This is a genomic window from Paenibacillus pectinilyticus (assembly GCF_001700435.1).
Lineage (GTDB): Bacteria > Bacillota > Bacilli > Paenibacillales > NBRC-103111 > Paenibacillus_E > Paenibacillus_E pectinilyticus.
The window spans coordinates 647,321-665,423 of sequence record NZ_LYPC01000027.1; the positions used below are offsets into that span (position 1 = coordinate 647,321).

The 18,103-nt window shown below is 47.4% G+C and carries 21 protein-coding genes and 1 tRNA gene; 15 read left to right on the forward strand and 7 right to left on the reverse strand.

The window, feature by feature from the left end; all coding sequences use genetic code 11:
• Positions 1-59 precede the first annotated feature (59 nt).
• Complete coding sequence (locus A8709_RS24565; RefSeq protein WP_065856109.1) at positions 60-356, forward strand: DUF6509 family protein; 297 nt, start codon at positions 60-62, stop codon at positions 354-356.
• An 88-nt stretch (positions 357-444) separates the two neighbouring features.
• Here A8709_RS24565 and A8709_RS24570 read toward each other — a convergent pair whose 3' ends face one another.
• Together A8709_RS24570 and A8709_RS24575 are read right to left on the reverse strand one after the other, a co-directional pair.
• Positions 445-1,386, reverse strand: a complete 942-nt coding sequence (locus A8709_RS24570) for an aldo/keto reductase family protein (RefSeq protein ID WP_065856111.1) — start codon at positions 1,384-1,386, stop codon at positions 445-447.
• A gap of 145 nt (positions 1,387-1,531) precedes the next feature.
• Entirely contained in the window at positions 1,532-2,668 is a 1,137-nt protein-coding gene (locus A8709_RS24575) for a GGDEF domain-containing protein (RefSeq protein WP_065856113.1), read from the reverse strand.
• A 170-nt stretch (positions 2,669-2,838) separates the two neighbouring features.
• Between A8709_RS24575 and A8709_RS24580 the strand changes: the two genes are divergently transcribed.
• The 5 genes from A8709_RS24580 (at position 2,839) to A8709_RS24600 (ending at position 10,321) form a co-directional block, all read left to right on the forward strand.
• Positions 2,839-4,005: a glycosyltransferase family 4 protein gene (locus A8709_RS24580; RefSeq protein ID WP_065856115.1), complete on the forward strand. Its 1,167-nt coding sequence runs from the start codon at positions 2,839-2,841 to the stop codon at positions 4,003-4,005.
• A gap of 96 nt (positions 4,006-4,101) precedes the next feature.
• Positions 4,102-5,379 (forward strand): metallophosphoesterase family protein, encoded by a 1,278-nt coding sequence (locus tag A8709_RS24585; RefSeq protein WP_065856116.1) that lies wholly within the window; start codon positions 4,102-4,104, stop codon positions 5,377-5,379.
• A complete protein-coding gene (locus A8709_RS24590) occupies positions 5,376-8,588 on the forward strand; it encodes an AAA family ATPase (protein WP_065856118.1) in 3,213 nt (1,070 codons plus the stop codon). The genes A8709_RS24585 and A8709_RS24590 overlap by 4 nt, the downstream gene beginning before the upstream one ends.
• Positions 8,589-9,575: 987 nt before the next feature.
• Positions 9,576-9,857, forward strand: coding sequence for a hypothetical protein (locus A8709_RS24595; RefSeq protein WP_065856120.1), 282 nt, complete (start codon positions 9,576-9,578; stop codon positions 9,855-9,857).
• A gap of 26 nt (positions 9,858-9,883) precedes the next feature.
• A complete protein-coding gene (locus tag A8709_RS24600; protein ID WP_065856121.1) occupies positions 9,884-10,321 on the forward strand; it encodes a hypothetical protein in 438 nt (145 codons plus the stop codon).
• Here the strand turns inward: A8709_RS24600 and A8709_RS24605 are convergent.
• The gene (locus A8709_RS24605; RefSeq protein WP_065856123.1) at positions 10,253-11,293 is read right to left on the reverse strand and encodes a YkvI family membrane protein; all 1,041 of its coding nucleotides are present in this window, start codon (positions 11,291-11,293) and stop codon (positions 10,253-10,255) included. The genes A8709_RS24600 and A8709_RS24605 overlap by 69 nt on opposite strands.
• Before the next feature lie 144 nt (positions 11,294-11,437).
• On the opposite strand from A8709_RS24605, the gene A8709_RS24610 reads away from it, so the two are divergent.
• Complete coding sequence (locus A8709_RS24610) at positions 11,438-12,076, forward strand: DedA family protein (RefSeq protein ID WP_065856125.1); 639 nt, start codon at positions 11,438-11,440, stop codon at positions 12,074-12,076.
• 61 nt (positions 12,077-12,137) lie between these two features.
• On the opposite strand, the gene A8709_RS24615 is transcribed toward A8709_RS24610, so the two are convergent.
• Positions 12,138-12,842 (reverse strand): hypothetical protein, encoded by a 705-nt coding sequence (locus tag A8709_RS24615; protein WP_065856127.1) that lies wholly within the window; start codon positions 12,840-12,842, stop codon positions 12,138-12,140.
• 286 nt (positions 12,843-13,128) lie between these two features.
• Here A8709_RS24615 and A8709_RS24620 point away from each other — a divergent pair, with 286 nt between their 5' ends.
• Together A8709_RS24620 and A8709_RS24625 are read left to right on the forward strand one after the other, a co-directional pair.
• Positions 13,129-13,698, forward strand: a complete 570-nt coding sequence (locus tag A8709_RS24620) for a xanthine phosphoribosyltransferase (protein WP_065856129.1) — start codon at positions 13,129-13,131, stop codon at positions 13,696-13,698.
• An 80-nt stretch (positions 13,699-13,778) separates the two neighbouring features.
• Positions 13,779-14,105, forward strand: a complete 327-nt coding sequence (locus A8709_RS24625) for a hypothetical protein (protein ID WP_065856130.1) — start codon at positions 13,779-13,781, stop codon at positions 14,103-14,105.
• Positions 14,106-14,182: 77 nt separating this feature from the next.
• Here the strand turns inward: A8709_RS24625 and A8709_RS24630 are convergent, their stop codons facing one another.
• A complete protein-coding gene (locus tag A8709_RS24630; protein WP_057309825.1) occupies positions 14,183-14,500 on the reverse strand; it encodes a hypothetical protein in 318 nt (105 codons plus the stop codon).
• A 163-nt stretch (positions 14,501-14,663) separates the two neighbouring features.
• Between A8709_RS24630 and A8709_RS24635 the strand changes: the two genes are divergently transcribed.
• Together A8709_RS24635 and A8709_RS24640 are read left to right on the forward strand one after the other, a co-directional pair.
• Positions 14,664-14,927 carry a hypothetical protein gene (locus A8709_RS24635; protein ID WP_065856132.1) on the forward strand — a complete coding sequence of 88 codons (264 nt, stop codon included), beginning with the start codon at positions 14,664-14,666 and terminating at the stop codon, positions 14,925-14,927.
• A complete protein-coding gene (locus tag A8709_RS24640; RefSeq protein WP_244163303.1) occupies positions 14,914-15,714 on the forward strand; it encodes an adenosylcobinamide amidohydrolase in 801 nt (266 codons plus the stop codon). The genes A8709_RS24635 and A8709_RS24640 overlap by 14 nt, the downstream gene beginning before the upstream one ends.
• Positions 15,715-15,777: 63 nt before the next feature.
• Here A8709_RS24640 and A8709_RS24645 read toward each other — a convergent pair whose 3' ends face one another.
• Positions 15,778-15,963: a hypothetical protein gene (locus tag A8709_RS24645; RefSeq protein ID WP_065856136.1), complete on the reverse strand. Its 186-nt coding sequence runs from the start codon at positions 15,961-15,963 to the stop codon at positions 15,778-15,780.
• 145 nt (positions 15,964-16,108) lie between these two features.
• Between A8709_RS24645 and A8709_RS24650 the strand changes: the two genes are divergently transcribed.
• Both A8709_RS24650 and A8709_RS24655 read left to right on the forward strand, forming a co-directional pair.
• Positions 16,109-16,192 (forward strand) — tRNA-Leu (locus A8709_RS24650).
• A 140-nt stretch (positions 16,193-16,332) separates the two neighbouring features.
• Positions 16,333-16,986: a Bax inhibitor-1/YccA family protein gene (locus A8709_RS24655; RefSeq protein ID WP_065856138.1), complete on the forward strand. Its 654-nt coding sequence runs from the start codon at positions 16,333-16,335 to the stop codon at positions 16,984-16,986.
• Positions 16,987-17,070: 84 nt separating this feature from the next.
• On the opposite strand, the gene A8709_RS24660 is transcribed toward A8709_RS24655, so the two are convergent.
• Entirely contained in the window at positions 17,071-17,295 is a 225-nt protein-coding gene (locus tag A8709_RS24660) for a hypothetical protein (protein ID WP_065856140.1), read from the reverse strand.
• Between the two features lie 163 nt (positions 17,296-17,458).
• Between A8709_RS24660 and A8709_RS24665 the strand changes: the two genes are divergently transcribed.
• Positions 17,459-17,740: a hypothetical protein gene (locus A8709_RS24665; RefSeq protein ID WP_065856141.1), complete on the forward strand. Its 282-nt coding sequence runs from the start codon at positions 17,459-17,461 to the stop codon at positions 17,738-17,740.
• Positions 17,741-17,838: 98 nt separating this feature from the next.
• On the forward strand, positions 17,839-18,027 hold the full coding sequence (locus tag A8709_RS24670; RefSeq protein WP_065856143.1) for a YqzE family protein: 189 nt from the start codon (positions 17,839-17,841) through the stop codon (positions 18,025-18,027).
• The last annotated feature ends 76 nt before the right edge of the window (positions 18,028-18,103 follow it).

The following is an 18,103-nucleotide window of genomic DNA, read 5'->3' on the forward strand; positions in this document are numbered from 1 at the left end:
TTTTCTTTTGGCGCTATTTCAGGTATACTAACAGGTGCAGAAGCGAAAGGGGCGGTAAGATGTTTACAATTACGACGTACACAGTGGAATTGGTCAGAGATCCATTTGGAATCTTGACGGGGCAGCGATATGAATTTCTCATCGATATCGAGGTTGAGGAAGATGATGAGCTATACTCAGGGAGCGGCCTATATATCAGAGCGATTTATAATGTAACCGAGGAATCCTCATCCCTGATGAAATATGAGTTATATGAGAAAACGACAGAACTTTATCTGGATTTTGACCTGGAAGACGATGAGGTTGCGGTCGTGGAAGCGTTCTGCAAGGAGCATTATTTGGAAGGTCATGAGTAAGGTTCCAAAGCTGCTAACAACGTGAAAAAAGAGAGGCACCAAAGGTTCGATCCTTTGGTACCTCTCTTTTTGTTGTATCTAAGAGGAGCTATCCTTGCAGAATAGCCTCGATGCTGCGAAGCACGTCGTCTGTCAAACGAATGCCGCTTGCGGCGCAGTTCTCCAAGACTTGTTCGGGTTTACTCGCACCAACGAGGGCACTTGCGACGTTGTTTTGACGTAGGATCCAAGCGATCGCCAACTGGGACACTTTGATCCCCAATTCATCCGCAATCCCGGATAATTGGGCTACTTTCAGAAGCGATGCTTCATTCAACTGCTTCTCGCCCCAGTTTTTGCTGCTTGCACGGCTATCGGAGGCAATAGGTTGGCCTACACGATATTTCCCCGTTAGCAAGCCTTGCGCAAGCGGTGAGAATACGACCTGGCCGAAGCCTTTGGCCTCGCCAAGCGGAATAATTTCTTTTTCAATATAGCGATTGAAAAGATTGTACACAGGTTGATTCACGATTAGTTTATCGAGCAATAGTTTATCTGCGATCGCATAGGCTTCCACAATTTGTGCTGGTGTCCATTCGCTAACGCCAATGTAAAGCACTTTACCCTGTGTAACCAAATCGTCCAAAGCGCGCAGTGTCTCTTCTAGCGGGGTTTCAGGATCGAATCGGTGGCAGTAATAGATATCGATATAGTCCGCATTCAAACGTCGAAGACTTGCTTCTGCTTGTTCTTTGATATGTTTGCGCGAGAGACCATGATCATTAGGCCCGTCACCCATCGTATTGAATACTTTCGTAGCTAAGACATATGACTCCCGAGGATAAGCGGCCAAAACTTTGCCCATCACCTTCTCCGCTTCACCGCGCTCGTACACGTTTGCTGTATCGAAAAAGTTAACTCCTAGATCATAAGCTTGCTCAATGGAACGCACAGCGGGGTCGTCCCCGACATAACCACCATAGGTAAGCCAACTACCAAGACTGATTTCACTTACTTTAAGTCCACTATTTCCAAGTTTACGATATTGCATGCTGCATGGCCTCCTGCTCTATCAAGAAATATGTACATCCATGAGGACTGTACCTGTCTATTATAGTGCTTGTGAGGCAACAGCGTAAGAACTGAAAAGGATGTAAGTTAGTTACCTGAAGGTGCGAGGCTTACGTCAAGGTAAGTTAGGAAAACTTTACGACCTTGTTTTTGCCAGTTGTTTTGGCACGGTACATCGCTTCATCGGCTTGCTTAATCAGTTCCTCGGCGCTGAGGCCGTTTTTGTATTTACTATAACCGATGCTGGCAGTCACGATCGTTTCTTTCTCAATTCGGCTGCGGATTCGTTCAGCGAATGCGTCCATTTTAACAGAAGGATCTGAGACCATCACAACCATCTCCTCGCCGCCATAACGGCCAGCAATCCCGCATTCTTCCGCTTCATCCTTCATGATTTGAGCAACCTGTTTAAGCACATTATCACCCATTTGGTGGCCTTGCGTATCGTTTAATTTCTTGAAGTTATCGATGTCACTGAATAAAATATAGACCGGTAAATGGCGCTGAACATGCTGCGAAACACGGTTGTAGAAAAATTTGCGATTATAGAGTCGAGTTAGACCATCTGTAATAGACGAGTTATAAATCGCCTGCATCAATTCGACAACACGTTCAAAAAGCAGCATGAATAAGAGAAAATAAAATAGAATAGGCAGCAAATTATCCGCAAAAGTAAGCACAGGCTGCACATCTCCGTACATGTAGGCATTTACTAGGTGGATGGATTGGTAGAAAAAGTAGATTGTCAAAGCAAGCTGGTATTTCAATTGTTGACCAATGTAAGGCGGGATCATATAGAAGCATAAAAAGATAAGAACAAAAACATAGAGCTCCAGGCCAATATCTTGCAACAAGCGCACTTGTTGTTCGGTCCCGTTATACAGGCTTGGCACACTGAAATGAAGGACGGAAACGACAAATCCCATGATGATTAAGCCATAGAAAAATATATACTGCTTCCGACTGGTGCGATTATATAATTGATAAATTCCCATATTTATAAGAACAAATGAAATAATTTTGAGCATGTGCTGAGCATAGTCGGTTAAGCTTGAATGGATCCCACGCACTGTTAAATAGAGTTGAAGTATATATTGAAGGGCGACGAACACAAGTGATATTGTCATGGACATATATCCTTTTTTGCGGCGGTCGAGGAACAAACGAAGTGAGATGACGAACATCAGTGCAACCATGACAACGACAATGGCTTGAGATAGGAATGAGGCTAATTCACCGTAAAGCAGGTCCATGACGTTCATGTGTTCCTCCAAGAAGTCTTATTTTTCGACATAGGCAGGTTCTATTATAAAGGAAAAAGTGGAAGAGGTATAGAACATTTGTGCTGTAGTGCCGTGTTCTCTTTTCTATTCGACCCGCACAAGTTACAATAAGAAGGTAAGCTCAAGGATTTGGGAGAGGGGCTCATGCAATGAACATATTGCAAGCATTGTTTTTCCCCCCGGAACAACCGGGCGGTGTGTCATCCATGGTTCCTTATATTTTGGACCGATTCAATAAAAAAGGCTGGGAATTGGAACTGTTTTCGCTGCCTAAGCGGATTCGCGGCAAAGGTACGGAGGACGTGTCTTTCGTCACTTTCGACTGGCGGAAGTATGCCGGAAATCCGATTATCGATAAATACATCCAGACCTACAAGGATTATGTATGGTGGACGAAGCTAAGAATATCGAAGAAATTTGATATTATACATGCCCATCATCCGATCGCGGCATTGGTCATGAAACAAATTTACCCGGATACACCGGTCATTTTGACGATTCACTCTAGTTTTGAAAGAGAGCTTATTCTGAACGGACGTATTGCCGAAAACGGCCCCGAGCATCAATTTCTAACGCAAATTTATGAGGAACTGGAAGCACGTGTTGATCAGATCATCACGGTTTCTAATTCTTTTAAACAGTACATTGGTGAGTATGTGCAGGATAGTGAACGTATCGGCGTTATTCCAAATGGCTTTGACGAGAAACGTTTCCGACCGATTTCCCATGAAAACGCGGTTACCCAATTTATTACCGTTTGCCGTTTGGTGCCTGCGAAAGGGTTGGATACCTTGCTGATCGCCTGTGGAGAGCTGAAAAAACGCGGTCATCCTTTCGTTCTACACATTATTGGCGATGGACCGAGCCGAGAAGAGCTTGAGAAATTAGCCATCGAGCACAATATATATGAAGATACAATTTTTTACGGGTATATGCTGCATCCGGAAGAATTTATGCCTTTCTTTGATGTGTTTGTGCTGCCTTCACGTGCGGAAGCCTTTGGATCTGTTTTCGCGGAAGCAGCGCTTTGCTGGTTAGCCTTAATCGGTACCAATGTCGGTGGGATTGCAGAGCAAATCGAACATGGACATAACGGTCTTTTGGTCCCTGTTGGAGACGCGATGGCATTATCTCATGCCCTTGAGAAAGTCGTGATCGATCCGAGCTTCCGGTACAATTTGGCGCGAGCGGCGTGGGAGAAAGCGAAGAAAACATATTCCTTGAACCGTGTTTTACGTCAATTGAAAAGTGTGTACGAACGTTATCAAGTCATTGAGGAACCGGAACAAGAGAATCAAGAGAATAAAGAGAATTAATAGTACTAATAGTCTAAAAGAAAATAAAGAGAATAAGTGAATCAAGAGAATTCCAACATAGTAGGAATAAAGTTGACTAAGGAAGGCGTTAGAGCCATGAAACGACTGAGGTTTATACATGCAGCCGATTTGCACTTAGATAGCCCATTTAAAGGCATGTCGGCGCTTCCTGAACGGGTTCGAGAGCGGGTTCGAGAATCAACGTTCGAGGCGCTGAAGGAGCTTGTGGCGCTTGCGATAGAAGAACAGGTCGATTTTGTTCTGGTGAGTGGGGATGTCTATGATGTTTCAGATCGTTCGCTGCGAGCGCAAATTCGCTTTCAGAGGGCGATGGAACACTTAGCATCAAACGACATTCCTGCTTATCTCATACACGGGAATCATGACCCAGAGGATGGACGTGCCGCAAAGCTGGTTTGGCCGGCAGACGTTCATTTTTTTGCGTCTGATGACGTGCAAACCTATCAAATCGTTAAGCAAGATCGCGGACTTATTGCCGAAATTCATGGCATTTCGTATCGAAGCTCAGCGGTGACTGAGAATCTGGCCTTGAAGTTTAAAAGGGGAGAGGCACATGTGTGCCAAATCGGACTCCTGCATACGAATGTAGATGGAGATCCGCATCATGATAATTATGCGCCCTGCAGCAAGCAGGACTTATTGGACGCGGGCATGCATTATTGGGCTCTTGGCCATGTACATACAAGAACGATTGTGAACGAACACCCTGCGATTGTATATCCAGGTAATCTGCAAGGTCGCAGTATCCGTGAGACAGGCCCGCGTGGCTGTTATTTGGTCGAGATGGACGAGTTCGGAAGGTCTGAACTCACCTTTCAGGCACTAGACACAGTGCGATGGTTTCAAGAAAAGCTATCCGTGTCTGGTATCCAAACGGAGCAGGAACTAAAAGATCGCATTGGAGAATTGTTGGATCGACTTCGCCAAGAGGCACAAGGTCGTGATGGCATCGTACGCATTGTATTGGAAGGACGCAGTGACATCCACCAACGTCTGCGTAAGGGACGAGCTCTTCAGGAATTGATTGATGAGTTGCGCGAAGAAGAAGTAGATCGGGGCTGCTTTGTATGGATCGAATCGATCGAGGATCGCACAGCAAGCGAACTTGATCTCACAGTAGTTAGGCAAGAGAAGAGCTATTTGGGAGATCTGCTTCGATATGGAGCTGAGCTGATGAATGATGAGCAGCTGCTGAGCAGCTTCGCTGGCGAAGCCCTTGCTGCGTTGCAAGGCCTGCCGCAGCATGCCGGTAACCCCGCAGCGGCCACCCCAGAGCAATTGCGGGAATGGTTGCGCGCTGCGGAAACGTTAGCCGCGGATCTCCTGACCGCGGACGGGGGGTGGTCTGGATGAGAATCATCGCCATCCAGGTGGACGGTTTTGGAAGCTTGCGAAATCGTCAGCTTAACACGAATAGTCCGTTGACCGTGTTCTATGGCGCGAACGAAGCGGGCAAGAGCACGCTCATGGGCTTCGTTCGCGCCGTCCTCTTCGGCTTTCCAACGCGGGCAAGCCGCTCGGAGCGCTATGAGCCGCTGGGCGGCGGCGCCCATGGGGGCGCGCTAACCCTGCTTGATGAGCAGGGTCAGCGCATCCGCGTCGAGCGCTACGACGCGCCCGCCACAGGCGGCAAACGAGCCTCTGCTGGGCTCGTGAAGGTTACACTCGCCGATGGCACCATCGGCGGAGAAGAGCTGCTGAACACGCTGCTAGGCGGCCTCTCGGCCGACCTCTATCGCAGCTTGTTCGCTTTTGGTTTAACCGAGCTGCAGGAGCTGCGCACCCTGCAGACCGACGAGCTCAGCGGCTATCTGTATAGCGCTGGGCTTGGGGTAAGCGGCTCGGCCATCATGGAGGCCGAGCGCAAGCTGACGGCGCAGGCCGACGGCCTGTACAGACCCCGCGGGCGCAATCAGGAGATGAACCGTCTCCTGAAGGAGCTTGAGGGTCTGGAGCTGTCGCTGCGTCGCAGCCGTGATGGTGCAGCCGATTATGATCGGCTGCAGGAAGAGCGGCGCGCCGCGGAGGCGCGCGCTGCTGCCCTGGAGGGGCAGCAGGAGGCGCTCCGCGCGGAGCTGCACCGGCTCGGGCTGGCCGGCAAAGCGCGCAGCGGCTGGCTCCGCTTGCGGCAGATCGGCCGCGAGCTGGAGGGCCTGCCGGCGCGGCCGGGCTTCCCGGAGCAGGCCACGGCAAGGCTGGAGGCGCTCGAAGCCGAGATGGAGCGCCTCGAGGCGGAGCGCGGCAAGCAGCAGCTGCGCTTGCAGAGCTTGCGCAGCGATCTTGCAGCGATGCCGATCGAGCCTGAGCTGCTCGTTAATCAAGTCGAGTTGAATCACTGGTTAGAGCAATCATCAACGTATGAAGAACACAAAAGACAGATCGAACAGTTGCAGGTCGAGATTGCGCATCAACGCGCGCAAATTGATCGGCTGTTAGCGAATCTGGACGTACAATGGGATGAAACGGATGTCACCTCTTTCGCTGTAACGATTTCGTTGCGTGAGCAGGTACGTGCTTATAAAGAGAAATTTCGGCAGTGCGCAGAAAGAGAGCTGCGCATGCAATCGGAACAAGAAAGCCTACAAAGGCAGGTTACTCGTGGGAAAGAGAATGTAGCAAGCCTAGAAGCTGCTTGCAGGGGGATGGATCAGCGTGGCGTGGGAACGATGGAAGGGGACCCCGTATCTCTTTTACAAAAGCTTGCGTCCGACTATGCTCATTGGCAGTTATTGGGAACTCAACTTGCGCATCAGCAAGAGCGCGAAGCAGAGCAAAACCAGTTTCAATTAAGTCTTGAAGAAGCGGCAAAGGCGGGCAAAGCGTCCACACGTAAACTACGCCAACGGATGATGATGGTGTTTCTGCTGCTTGCGTTAGCACTCCCTGTGTTCTTCGGCTGGCAAGGTAATAGGATGGCATCCATAGGCGCTTTTCTTCTTTTCGCGTGTGCAGCAGTTTATATCTGGTTAACGGGTCGTCAATCCGAAGGGAAACGGGCTTCACGCTCAGTGATACCTTCTATAACGAAAGACAACAGGGTAGAACAGGAACTTCAGCAGCTTGAACGCCGTATCCAAGAGCAAATACGTCAATTCCAAATGCAAATGCAACAGCTAAGCTACCAGGAAGCGGCGCCTACGAAGGAACGTGATGGCGGCTCTTCTGGACAGTTGTCCATTCAAACGCTGCAGCCTTATTTGGATGTGTGGTTTAGGGAAGCGGAACGGAGCAAGCAGCAGATTAGTGAACAGCAGCGCAAGCTGGAGAAGTTCAGAGATGCGAGAGAAGCGTTAGATGTGCTTCAGCAGCAAGTGGAGCAGCAATACATCGCAGCGGAAGCAGTGGAGGCCGATCGACTACAGGTTCAATCTGTGTGGGGGGAATGGCTGCAGGAATTAGGGCTAGGTACCCATTTATCCACAGATGCTCTTATGGAAACGATTCAGGTCATCGAGCAAGCACAGGAGGGACTGCGTCAGCTTTACAAGTTAGCGTCCAAATTAGACGTTCTTGTGGGGAACGTAACGGATTTCGAACAAACGATTAGTGTGCTGCTAGGCTTAGCTCCTACCTATTCGGATCATTTATTTGCGTTGAAACGCTGGAAAGAGGCGGAACAAAGGCAAGTGAGACAGCTTGCTGAGCAAAAGCAAATCGAGCAATTGCTCAATGAAGCTGAGGAAGCGCTGCTCTTGCTTAATCAACATCTGAGCCGCATCCAAGGACGAATGGAACAGCTGTTAGAGGAAGCTTCGGCTTTGGATGGTGAGCAGTTACGCAAGATGGAACGTGAGCATGTAGCACGCAAAAAACTCACGGACGAAGAGGTAGTGCTAGAAGCTTCCCTTGAATCGCTGCTTAGCCGCTCTATGCTTGCCAGCTACATGGAGCTGATGGAATCGCACGGAGAAGAGGATCTAGCTCTTCAAGCAGCCAATCTCCAACTTAAGTTGTCGGATACGGTCGCTCAAACGAATGAGTTGAGAGAGGTCGTTGGAAAGCTTACTGGACAGATTGAGAAATTAGAGCAAGGTTCTGAAGCGGCGAATCAACGCTTACAAGTCGAGTCCATTCGATCAACGCTAACTGAGCAAGTGAATCAGTATGCGGTCGCTTCGTTCGCAGCGCTATTGATGAAGAAAGCGCGCGATGTTTATGAAAAAGAGCGACAGCCAGGTGTTCTGCTACGAGCATCCGATTATTTTGAAAGGATGACCAATGGTGCGTTCGTCGCCGTAAAAGCGCCATTTGGCGAACAGCGATTGCTTGCCGTAAGAGCAAATGGGCAGACGGTAGACACGCAGCAGTTGAGTAGAGGAACCGCAGAGCAGCTCTACTTGGCGATGCGTTTTGCACTCGTCGAGGAGTATGCAGGGAAAGCGATTTTACCGCTAGTATTGGACGACATTCTGGTGAATTTCGATGAAGAACGAATGGAAAGCTGCTTGCGCGTGCTGGCGGAACTAAGTACCCGACATCAAGTGCTGCTCTTTACATGTCATGGACACGTTCGGGATGCGGCGGCCAGAGTAGTTCCGGAGCACCTTTTTATGCAGTTATAGGAATACGAATCGAGATAGCCGGAATACCCGACTAACTGGGGAATCAGTGGCTCAGTAGATGAAAAGTGACTTCTTAGCTCTTTATTTGTGTCCACTCTATTGACTCAGATACAAAACCCGTCTAACTGGAGGAAAACAGGGGCTTTGTAGATGAAGATAGCAGGAAAAACCGACTAACTGGAGGAAAACAGGGGCTAAGTAGATGAAAATAGTCGGAAAATCCGACTATCCGGAGGAAAGCAGAGGCTCAGTAGCTTAAGATAGCTGGAAAATCCGTCTAACTGGAGGGAAACAGGGGCTTTGTAGATGAAGATAGCAGGAAAAATCGTCTAACTGGAGGAAAACAGGGGCTCAGTAGAGGAAGATAGCTGGAAAATCCGTCTATCTGGAGGAAAGTAGTGGCTCAATAGCTGAAGATAGCCGGAAAAACCGTCTGTCTCGAAGTAAAGAGTAGTCATGTTTCCTTGGGATAGTTGGTAAACCAGACTATCACAAGACAACCGAGTCCCTACCAGCGCCCCAAGTCGAAAAAATCGACTTACCCAAGAGAATCGAGTCGCTACCAGCGTCCCAAGTCGAAAAAATCGACTTACCCAATAAAACCGAAGTCCTATCAGTGCCCCAAGACGAAAAAATCGACTTACCCAAGAAAATCGAGTCCCTACCGGCGCCCCAAGACGAAAAAATCGGGTTTTGTGGAGTTTGACCGCCGCTATGCGTCGGTGCCACAACGCGTCGGTGCCACAACGCGAGTTGGGTTCCCCGTGGAGGTCGGTTCCCTACCAGCACCCCAAGTCGAAAAAATCGGGTTTTGTGGAGTTTGAACGCCGCTATGCGTCGGCGCCACAACGCGAGTTGGGTTCCCCGTGGAAGTCGAGCCCTACCGTCACCCCCAAGTCGAAAAAATCGACTCACCCAATACAACGAGATCCTGCATCTAATCTATTTCTACAACGCATTTTAATCTACAAACAGGAGGAACTCACCATGGAATCCGGCAACGACAAGAAGAAGGATCACCGGGAAATTTCCTATCAGGTTGGATGGAAAAAAGGGAAAATCCAATGGAACGAAGGCGCATCCGACGCTCTTCGAGCCCAGAGAGGACAGGATGACGAGGATGAAGTGATCGAAAGGAAGCGTCTACAGCTGCTCTGGTTCCCAGCCTTGAAGCTTCCCAAGGTGCTGCTGTTTCCCTTGCTGTATGCACTTCCCGTCATTAGTTTTGGGCTTACGTTACTGCTTGTTTACGGGTTACGTCAACGCTAACCATTTTCAGAAGGGAGAAGAAAGGAATGAATTTAGTACTAGCCATTATCGGTGGCATTGTGGGACTATTCGTGACAGGTGCCGGCATCTACACGGCTTGGTCGGTGCATCAGCTTTGGCGGCAACAAGCAGCATCGCCTAGGGCAGTCAGTCAGGTTGAAATTGCGGTTACGTATTTCTCGAGATGGACCGTTATCGATTTCTCTGTTGTTGGTTTATTTATTATCGGCCTTTTACTTATGATTGCAGAGTTGGTTGCAGTGGGACGAGATCATACGGAAATTGCCAATTTCCATTGGGCTTATTTATTAACAGGCATTATTATTTCTGCGATGGGGATGGTATTGCTATTTCTTCGGTTACTTGTGGTGTTGAGTTTTTTACCTACAGATACGCTACAGCGTACTACGACGATTTCGCCAAATCATCAAAACGAGCCAAACGACACTAATCACCCCGAATAAGGGGTATAAGGCAGATAATAAGGTTTTGAATCCGATATGGCTAACGGTATAACTGAGCACTAAAATGCAGATTAGGATTACTTTCGGAGGCAGCTTGATTCGTTGCTGCAGTTGCATCGATAATCCATAAGCATCGCCAATAAATGTGGTGAAAATCTCGCCATAAATGACCAGTAAATAGGCGACTTGTGGGAGATAGCCTAGTTTCGTCATGATATTTCCCATGGGAATTTCGAATTGAGCGATTCCCGGCATTTGGGCGGATAGGGCATAATGCGCAGCTAACAAAAGCAGGCCAATACCTGCACCGCCTAGTAAGCCACCCCAATAGAGCACTGAGCGATCGCGAATGGCGCCACCCATGGGGACGAGCACGGCTTGGGCCATGGCCAGGTTAAACGCGGTGTAGAGAAAAGGTGCAAACCAGATTTGAACTAGATTCTCGTCGCTTGTAATTCGCAGCCAATTACCAGACGCTGGTGAGTGCCAGGTATAAATGACGATAATCAAGCTAAAACAGAGCATAATCGGTACGACAATGGAGTTAACCGTCATAATGGCTTTGATCCCGCGATTTAAGATCACGTAGGATAAAATTAAGGTAACTAATAGCCCTGTCGTATACGAGAGGTGCAGTTGTTCTTCAAAAACAGTACCTGCCCCTGCTAACATGACGGTTGTAATCCCGAAAAGCACGAGCATCATAAACAAGCTGATCCATTTCCCGATTTTTTCGCCAAAAAGAACCTTATTTAAATCTTCGTACGATTCTGCCTTCAATTCATGCGCCATAAACATAAGCTGTATGCCAATCCATATGAAAAACAGCGTGGATAAGGCGATCGTTAATGTAGCTAGTGAACCGTATCGTGTAAAAAATTGCAGGATTTCCTGCCCGGAAGCAAAGCCAGCTCCAACGACGGTTCCGATGTAGGTGAAGGCGACACGGACAATCTGTGCACCATTTCGCATATATTGCCTCGCTTTCTTTCATTTGATATAGTACAAGGTATGTTTGTAGGTAGGCACGCATGACTGGAACTTAGGGCAAGCTCTTAGACATGTCCGCTTTTGTTCAGCAGGGCAGACGAAGAATAGCACGGGAGTGTGTTCGTTGTGAAAGAAGTTCTGTATGATTTTATTGGCCAGTATGGCTATGTAGCCCTATATCTGTTGCTATCTGCCGGTATTGTTGGCGTCCCGATTCCAGATGAAACGCTTATGGCTTTCGTCGGTTCCTTAACCGCGCTAGGAGGGCCGTTCGAATTCGGCACAACGCTGCTCGTTATTTACGCTGGCACCATGACAGGCATGATTGTGAGCTATGTCATTGGTCATCGGGTTGGGAAACCATTCCTTAATCGCTATGGAAAATGGGTGAAACTGACGCCGAATCGCATTGAGAAGGCAGAGGGCTGGTTTAAAAAGTACGGGCTGTGGACCGTGTTCTTCGGGTACTTTGTACCGGGTGTCCGTCATTTTACGTGTTATTTGTCAGGCGTGAGCGGCGTGAAGTTTTATAAATATATGCTGTTTGCGGGTTCAGGCGCTTTGCTTTGGTGTACGACGTTTCTGACATTGGGGCATTTCATTGGGAGTAATCTCGGGGGGATGCTGCATTTAATTCACGCCTATCTGGGCCTATTTCTTCTTGTTTTGCTCTTTCTAGCTGCAATTGGAGTACTGATCTTCCTACGCTATCGCAAACAGCAACGCATTGTTGTGATGAGACGGAAACCTAGAAAAAGACCATGAAAGTCAACCCTAAGAGTTGAGTTCATGGTCTTTTTGTTTTTTCGTCATGTCGTACTTGTTCTTAGGAATTTGCAAAAAGCTTAATGGATTGGATCGTGTTGTCATTCGGATCGATATCAAGCTTCAATAATGTCCCTTGTGCTTTGTAAGCAAGCACATAAGCGGACTTCGAATCCGGTTTGCCTAGAATGTTGATCGCATCTTGGACGTTTTGGCCTAGACGTAAGCCGTGTAAACCTGGATCAATGTCGATCGAGTGGACATCTACAAATTCCAGTGTACCTTTACTATTGAACCCTACTGAAAAGTCGTTGAAATCATACACTTCGATGTTGTCTTCATCCATAGTGAATTGATTCTTCACTTTACCAAATCGCTCCAGCACAGTTGCTTTCGCAGTGCCAAGCTTCAATCCCATCAGTGTGGGTTTTTCTTGCTGGTAAGCATCCTCCGCTTTGATCTTCGGCTTGGCCGTTGGCTTCGGACTTGCAATGGACTGAGCGAGATCACCTTGATCCACTTTCGTAATCCCGGCGACTTGCGCTTCATGCTTGGTACTGTCATCAACGGCTGGTGTAGCTGTCGGGACAGCAACGACGGATGTAGGAGCCGGATCTTGCGGTTGTTGTGTAGGGCGGTACGTTGCTGTTACGTCTATGGTAGGCTTTGGAGCAGGAGCAGATGATTCTTGGCATCCAGTTACCAAGAACGACGCAATTGCAACAGGTACGCAGCCGACAAGGATGGGTCTAATTAGGTTGTTCATTGCCATCTTTCCTTTCCGCCGAAAAGTCATTGAAATTGACATGCGTTATGTATAATCATACTGTTTTCTCTTCGGTTTTCAATGCATCTTGATGCCCAAATGTGAGCAATTATAGAACGAATTCCATTCCAAAGTAACCCAGTTATATATATAGACACGTTAGAAGCCAAAAAAGTTTCAGTGTTTACAATATTTAATAAAAGAATAAAAACATAAAATGGACTTGAAACCAATAGGAGCAATATGGTAACTTACTCATAATAGACAGCTATAGGGGGCCGGTTTCATGGACTTATTAAAACAGCGGATCTTAGAGGTCGGCGTCGTCGCTTCAGATCAAGTGCTTAAACTTGACGCCATTTTGAATCATCAGGTAGATCCTGTTCTCATTATGGAGATGGGGAAAGAATTCGCAAGATTATTTCGTGAAACGAGACCGGATAAAGTGTTAACTGTTGAATCATCCGGTATTCCCATCGCGTACACAACAGCCTTGCAGCTCGGGGTTCCCATGGTTTTTGCTCGTCGCAAGAAGACGTTAACGATGGATCAAGATACGTATAGTGAGCGCGTGCCTTCCTTTACCAAAGGGATTGTAACGGATATTATGGTGTCCTCGCACTTACTTCCCAAAGGGGAGCGTATCCTTATTATTGATGACTTCATCGCAAATGGAGATGCGGCCCGCGGCTTAATTAAGATTGTGGAAAAAGCAGAAGCAGAGCTTGTCGGCGTTGGTATTGTGGTAGAGAAATCGTTTCAAAATGGCGGGAAATCGATTCGCGAACGCGGAATTCGGGTAGAGTCCTTGGCTCGGATTGCCTCGCTGGCGAACGGCCAGATTACATTTGACTGATTTTACATCTAGTCTACGACTTCCCTGAAAACGATTTATCCTTTATAATGAGATCAAGGTAAGAGAGGAGGCTGACATCTATGGGTATCGAAAATGGTTCCATTGACTATTTTATGACAAAGCTTGGGGAAGCAAAGACTCACTTTGAACGTGCGCTTGATTGTAAACATACAGAGTTTGATGACCTGTATCCGTATATGATCGAACACCCTCAATTTTTCTGGTATAAGCGTTATGTAGCCTGGTCTGAGTTGTTAACAGTCGTGAAGCTTTGTACGGAGTTAACGATCGAGTGGGAGCAGCAATTCTCTGTTGCACAAGCGGATTATATCAAGAAACGTGTGATGTCTAGCAAAGTCCTTGATTTCTGGTTTGAGACGAATGATTCCAAGGAGCATGTTAGCTAATTAAACCCATATATGAAAAAGGCCAAGGAATTCCATGCGGATTCATTGGCCTTTTTTCTATTTTTCCCGAGGTAAGGTTAAATGCCATTTTCCAGAACGTTCATCGTTTCTATGTGTCTTTTGGTTTGCTCAGAGCCTAATCGGTGCAGCGTGCGATAAACTTCCGTTAAGTAATAATCATATTCCTGATTCGTTTCATTGGAGTAATACACTTTCCAAGGTAGCCAAGAAGTAGCATAGCTGCCTTGTGAGGAATTGTCGGTTTCTTCAAACAGCTCCTGCAGTTTCGCTATGTCATCTTCTGTTGCGGATATTTCAAATTCATAATCCAGTGCCGTGCTGTCCTCGAGTACTTCTCCCGTGCCTACATTGATGTAATATGTTCTCTTCTCCATTGTGCTGTCCTCCCTTACGGTAAGCATGAGGTTGCCCTTGTCTCGTCCTCGTTAAGGTAACCGAAGATGAACCGATTTATGTAAGGTTTCACCGAATCGCGAATTGGTGTATGCTAAGGGTGTGCGACAGATAGAATTTGAATGTTATGGAGGTGCAACATAGATGATTTCGGAAGAACAATTGGATCAATACCGCGTAGATAGTACACTGTTGCGAGTCATTCGAGATGTAAGCCCAACGAACGATGTACGTGGCATTGTTGTGGCTTGGGACGATGAGACGGTTCTTATTCGTAAAAAAAACCGGAGAGTCGTCAAGCTGGCCCGCGGATACGTGTATCAGCCCTATGAGAGTGAAAGGCCGCCTGCGTTCATGCTGCCACAAGAGACGGTAGCGCCGGATGATTTATCTGATGAATCAGAATGAAAATCGCCAGCAAGAGGGCGTAACTCCCACAAGCTGCATACCGGGTGTTGAGATGAAGCAAGTGCAATCCCAATATGGACAGTACTTGCAAATTTCAAGCGAAACACCTCTTCGTACACTCAATTCTTCGCCATGGGGCGGGGGATTTGGATCACATCGGGTGTTGATGAACCGACAGGTGGACAAGACCTATAATGAGACGGATCCAGCCGTGGAGATGGCAGCTTTCATCGCGCGCGAAGGACTGAACCCGCAGGAGACTGCGGGGATGCTCACCGCGGCATGGGTGAAGGATGTCGGTTATCACGAGCTCAGTTGGCCGCCTGAGGATGCTGATGCGGATGAGCAGCATGTCATGACGGAAGCAATAGAAGTACTTGATCAGCTTCGTGTGGCCGCCTGGGTAACGGTTGGCTTAGGAAATAAAGCACGAGCAGGTGCTTCACTGCCTGCTTCGTCGCTCTATCCGGGAACGATTAACATCATTGTTGTGATCGAAGGTGATTTGACGGACGCAGCTATGGTCAATGCTGTGATTACAGCAACAGAAGCCAAAGTAGCTGCTCTGCAAGCGCTGAATATAACGGTTCATGGGCAGACCGCTACGGGAACGACGACAGACGCCGTCTTGATCGCAGCGACGGGTAGCGGTAAAACCTATCGCTACGCAGGTACTGCAACAACTCTGGGCTATTTGATTGGAAGAACAGTGTACGAAGCCATCCTGACTTCAGGTCACTTCTATGAGGATGAAATGAAAAAACGTGCTGCACTTTTGCAGGGGTGAGTGAGTCCATAAGAGAGCCTATCCATTCAAAAAACCTCCCGCTTATTAGGCGAGAGGCCGCTGTTACGTTCTACGGAACATGCCATAAGAAAGTCCTACTGCCAGCGCGTCTATATCAGAGATTCGGTCACCGTCTTCCTCATTACTGAAATTAGGTTCGTGGATGATCTCCTCCGCTTCGCCTTCGGTAAGATGCTTCTCATTGCCGGTGTATTTCGGCTCAAGCGCTTTGATTTCCTCATCATTCATAGGTCATACCTCCTTTTCATGTAGGGTTCGGAGCAAGCGATGGAATTATACACGGGTGGTAAAAGTTTCATTGACGAGCTTTCGAATCACATGGTATATTAATTTTGTAAAAGTCAGTTATGGAATGACCCATAGCGGGCGATACGCGATCATGGCGGAATTGGCAGACGCGCACGGTTCAGGTCCGTGTGGGCTTACCCCCGTGGAGGTTCGAGTCCTCTTGATCGCATCCCGAAAACACTCTTTTCTGAACGTTCAGAAGAGGGTGTTTTTATGTTCGGATGGTATCCAGTAGCGACTTTCATGAAATACAGGTATAATACATAGGATAGATTGTACATCTTTATTTACAAAAGGAGCTGAATTTGCATGGATAGAACAGTTACGATATCCAATTCCGGCAGCTTTGCACATGTGCTTCAAACTTTCGCGATCTCCCTCTTGGTCTCGTTCTTAGGAACGTTGATCGGAGCTATGTTTATCCCGCAATCCATGGTTATGCTCTTCATTGTCGCGGAACTCGTGATGCTGGTAGCTTCCATCATTATTCGAATTCGAGGGAAGCATATTGGGTACGGCTTTCTGTATGCCTTTACAGCGATATCGGGTGTAACCTTATATCCGGTTATTATGGCTTATGGCGGTGCGCTTGGCGCTCAAGTGGTTTCCGGTGCGTTCTTTGCAACGGCTGCGATTTTCGGTTCATTGGCGTTCTACGCACATCGTTCACAACGGGATTTTAGTTTCTTAGGCGGTTTCTTATTTGCTGGTACAATTGGACTTGTGTTGATGAGTGTATTCAGCATGTTTATTCATTTTGGATCATTCACGAATGTCATTTGGTCGATGGTTGGGATTCTAATTTTTAGTGGTTGGGTGCTGTATGATGTGGCGCAATATCGCAACGGTGTTGCATCCGAAGCTGTTCCGCTCGCAGCCTTGAACATTTATCTTGATTTTATTAACTTGTTCTTATACATTCTTCGCTTCATCGCCTCCATTGTAGGAGCGAACCGAAATTAATTAAAGTGGCAATAAATAATAAAGCACGAAGGACGCGACCACGGATTAGCGTGGAAGGTCTTTCGTGCTTTTTTTGCTGTCCACTTAGGGCTTGTCCGTTAGCTTTTTAGCCAGAAAAAAGGCAATATCTCCGCGAAAGCTTCGATTGATTTCCAATAAGGTGTGAAGCAATTGGGTAAGATCCGCGTGGCACATGCGTACGGTCACTGGTGCAACATGGTCTCCGGTGAGTATGCGTATCTCAAGCAATAAATTGGCTTCATCCATATGAACGTCAAACTGCTCTGTTTGCAGCATTAGTTTCCACATTCAAACCAACACCTCTCTCTCTAGTTACTCTAGCTTATGCTTGGAGAGGGAGAATAGAAGTCGAAGTACCAAAAGGGATGGAAGGCTTTTTATTGAAATTAGCACGAATTGCGCTCATGCCTCATACAATTTAATGATCCTAATTGGAGAGGGGAGAAGACCTATGGCAACGTGTAGCACGTGGATGTATAGAGGGATTTCGCCTTCGGTATTCAGGGCGTTACAACAAGTAGGAAGGAAGCAGGGTTTCAATATTCCTAACTCAGCTCAAGGCAAATTTACCATTACCGTCGTCGGCATGAATGTTGGCTTTCAATATGCGTGGGATACAAGTGCACAAAGTTTGTTACTGCAATGTGATAATAAGCCTTTATTGTTAGGCTGTGGGACCATTAAATCGTTTGCGGATAAAATCATTGCGGAGAGCGGCGGAAGACCCGGTTGAACTTCAACGTGGGGGATGCGGGAAGGATCCACCTGTCTTTGCTAGTTTAAGGCCTTGATTCTCTGGTTAGAATAGGGGTAAAAAGGCAGGTGGACTATATGGCTAAAAGCGATGACCTCGTGAAGTACATAACACAACAAGTCGTCACTTATATCGATACGCCGAAAGAAGTGCGACAACAGGCGAAAGCCACCAGCAAAGAACAGCGGGAGGGGTGGCAAACTCGTTGGTTTGGGATGCTGCCATTAGCGATGCGGATGTTGATAGGACGGAAATCAGAGAAATAAGCCGAGTTGAGAACTTCTTTTATGCAAAAAGTGGCTATCTTCCAGTAGATTCTTCTACCGGAGGATAGCCGCTTTT